Annotated in this window: 1 protein-coding gene; it reads left to right on the top strand. The window is 62.2% G+C overall.

Features of this window, described 5'->3' with window-relative positions:
• Window positions 1-269 precede the first annotated feature (269 nt).
• Window positions 270-2,670 (top strand): excinuclease ABC subunit UvrA (uvrA, locus tag EN935_RS30350; protein WP_127373937.1); only part of this gene is annotated, 2,401 nt, incomplete at its 3' end.

Genomic DNA, 2,670 nt, shown 5'->3' with positions numbered 1-2,670 from the left:
CCCCTGAGTCGGGGACGTCAACCTTCAATAGCCGGTTACCGAAAAATGTGATCGCAGGGAGGTTACGTGCAAGTCAGTTTCTGCACAGCTTTGTCAGGAGCGTGTTCGGCCTTTGTTCTTTCCGCTTGCCCGTGCACGCGAAAGACGGTTAAACGCATTTGTCGGGAATTGTGGCGTCTCTCGACGTGGCGGCAAAACTACCTACATAGGGGATGGCCGGGAAAACCCGCCATTCCAGGAAATTCCAGATTCTGAGGCGGCGACCGGCTATGGCCGACCATAAATATCTTTCCATTCGCGGGGCGCGCGAACACAATCTGAAGAATGTCGATCTCGACCTGCCGCGTGACAGCCTGATTGTCATGACCGGCCTGTCGGGTTCCGGCAAATCGTCGCTTGCCTTCGACACCATCTACGCCGAGGGCCAGCGCCGCTACGTCGAAAGCCTGTCGGCCTACGCACGGCAATTCCTCGAAATGATGCAGAAGCCTGACGTCGACCAGATCGACGGCCTGTCGCCCGCCATCTCCATCGAGCAGAAGACCACCTCGAAGAACCCGCGTTCGACCGTCGGCACCGTCACCGAGATCTACGACTATATGCGCCTGCTGTTTGCGCGCGTTGGCATCCCCTATTCGCCGGCCACCGGCCTGCCGATCGAGAGCCAGACGGTTTCGCAGATGGTCGACCGTGTGCTGGCGGTCGAGGAAGGCACGCGCCTGTTCATCCTGGCGCCGATGGTGCGCGGCCGCAAAGGCGAATACCGCAAGGAATTGCTGGAGCTGCAGAAGAAGGGTTTTCAGCGCGTCAAGGTCGACGGCGTTTTCTATGAGATCGCCGCCGTGCCGGCGCTGGCCAAGAAGTACAAGCATGACCTCGACGTCGTCGTCGACCGCATCGTCGTGCGCGGCGATCTGGCAACGCGGCTTGCCGGTTCCATCGAAACAGCGCTGAAGCTGGCCGAGGGACTGGCGGTCGCCGAATTCGCCGACAAGCCGCTGGATTCCAGCCAGACCGGCGAGGATTCGGTCAACAAGTCGAAGAACGAGACGCATGAGCGCATCCTGTTCTCGGAAAAGTTCGCTTGCCCGGTTTCCGGCTTCACCATTCCGGAAATCGAACCGCGCCTGTTCTCGTTCAACAACCCGTTCGGCGCCTGCCCGACCTGCGACGGCCTCGGCAGCCAGCGCGCCATCGACGGCAATCTGATCGTGCCGGACGAAAACATCTCGCTGCGCGACGGCGCCGTCAGCCCGTGGGCCAAGTCGACCTCGCCCTATTACGCGCAGACGCTGGAAGCGCTCGGCAAGGCTTATGGCTTCAAGCTCGGCGACAAGTTCAAGGATCTAACCACGGAAGCCCAGGAAGCAATCCTGCGCGGCACCGGCGAGCGCGAAATCACCTTCCAGTATGATGACGGCCTGCGCTCCTACAAGACGACAAAGACTTTCGAAGGCGTCATCCCCAATCTGGAGCGGCGCTGGAAAGAGACTGAATCCGCCTGGATGCGCGAGGAGATCGAGCGCTTCATGTCGGCCACGCCTTGCCCGGTCTGCAAGGGTTATCGGCTGAAGCCCGAGTCGCTGGCGGTGAAAATCGCCGGCAAGCACATCGGCGAAGTCACCGAGCTTTCCATCCGCAAGGCCGACCAGTGGTTCACCGACCTGCCGGCGTCACTCAACGACAAGCAGAACGAGATTGCGGTGCGGGTCTTGAAGGAGATCCGCGAGCGGCTGCGCTTTCTCAACGATGTCGGGCTCGACTATCTGACGCTGTCGCGCAATTCCGGCACGCTGTCGGGCGGCGAGAGCCAGCGCATCCGGCTGGCGTCGCAGATCGGCTCCGGCCTCACCGGCGTGCTCTATGTGCTGGACGAACCGTCGATCGGCCTGCACCAGCGCGACAATGCCCGCCTGCTGGATACGCTCAAGCACCTGCGCGATATCGGCAACACCGTGATCGTCGTCGAACATGATGAAGACGCCATCCTGCATGCCGACTATGTCGTCGACATGGGTCCGGCCGCCGGTATCCATGGCGGCGAGATCATCGCCCAGGGCACGCCGCAGCAGGTCATGGCCAATCCCAATTCGATCACCGGCAAATATCTGTCGGGCGCGCTCGAAGTGGCGACGCCTGGCGTGCGGCGCGAGGCGAAGAAGAACCGGCGCCTCAAGATCGTCGGCGCGCGCGGCAACAATCTGAAGAACGTCACCGCCGAAATCCCGCTCGGCACCTTCACAGCCGTGACCGGCGTGTCGGGCGGCGGCAAATCGACCTTCCTGATCGAGACGCTGTTCAAGGCGGCGTCGCGCCGCATCATGGGCTCGCGTGAGCATCCTGCCGACCACGACCGCATCGAAGGCCTCGAATTCCTGGACAAGGTCATCGACATCGACCAGTCGCCCATTGGCAGGACCCCGCGCAGCAACCCTGCCACCTATACCGGTGCCTTCACGCCGATCCGCGACTGGTTCGCCGGTCTGCCCGAAGCCAAGGCGCGCGGCTATCAGCCGGGCCGGTTCTCCTTCAACGTCAAGGGCGGCCGCTGCGAGGCCTGCCAGGGCGACGGCGTCATCAAGATCGAGATGCATTTCCTCCCCGACGTCTACGTCACTTGCGACGTGTGCCACGGCAAGCGCTACAACAGAGAGACGCTCGATGTCCTGT

The organism is Mesorhizobium sp. M7D.F.Ca.US.004.03.1.1, assembly GCF_003998635.1.
GTDB lineage: Bacteria > Pseudomonadota > Alphaproteobacteria > Rhizobiales > Rhizobiaceae > Mesorhizobium > Mesorhizobium loti.
Note: the sequence above shows the minus strand (reverse complement) of the source record. Positions and strands in the feature narration are given on the sequence as shown.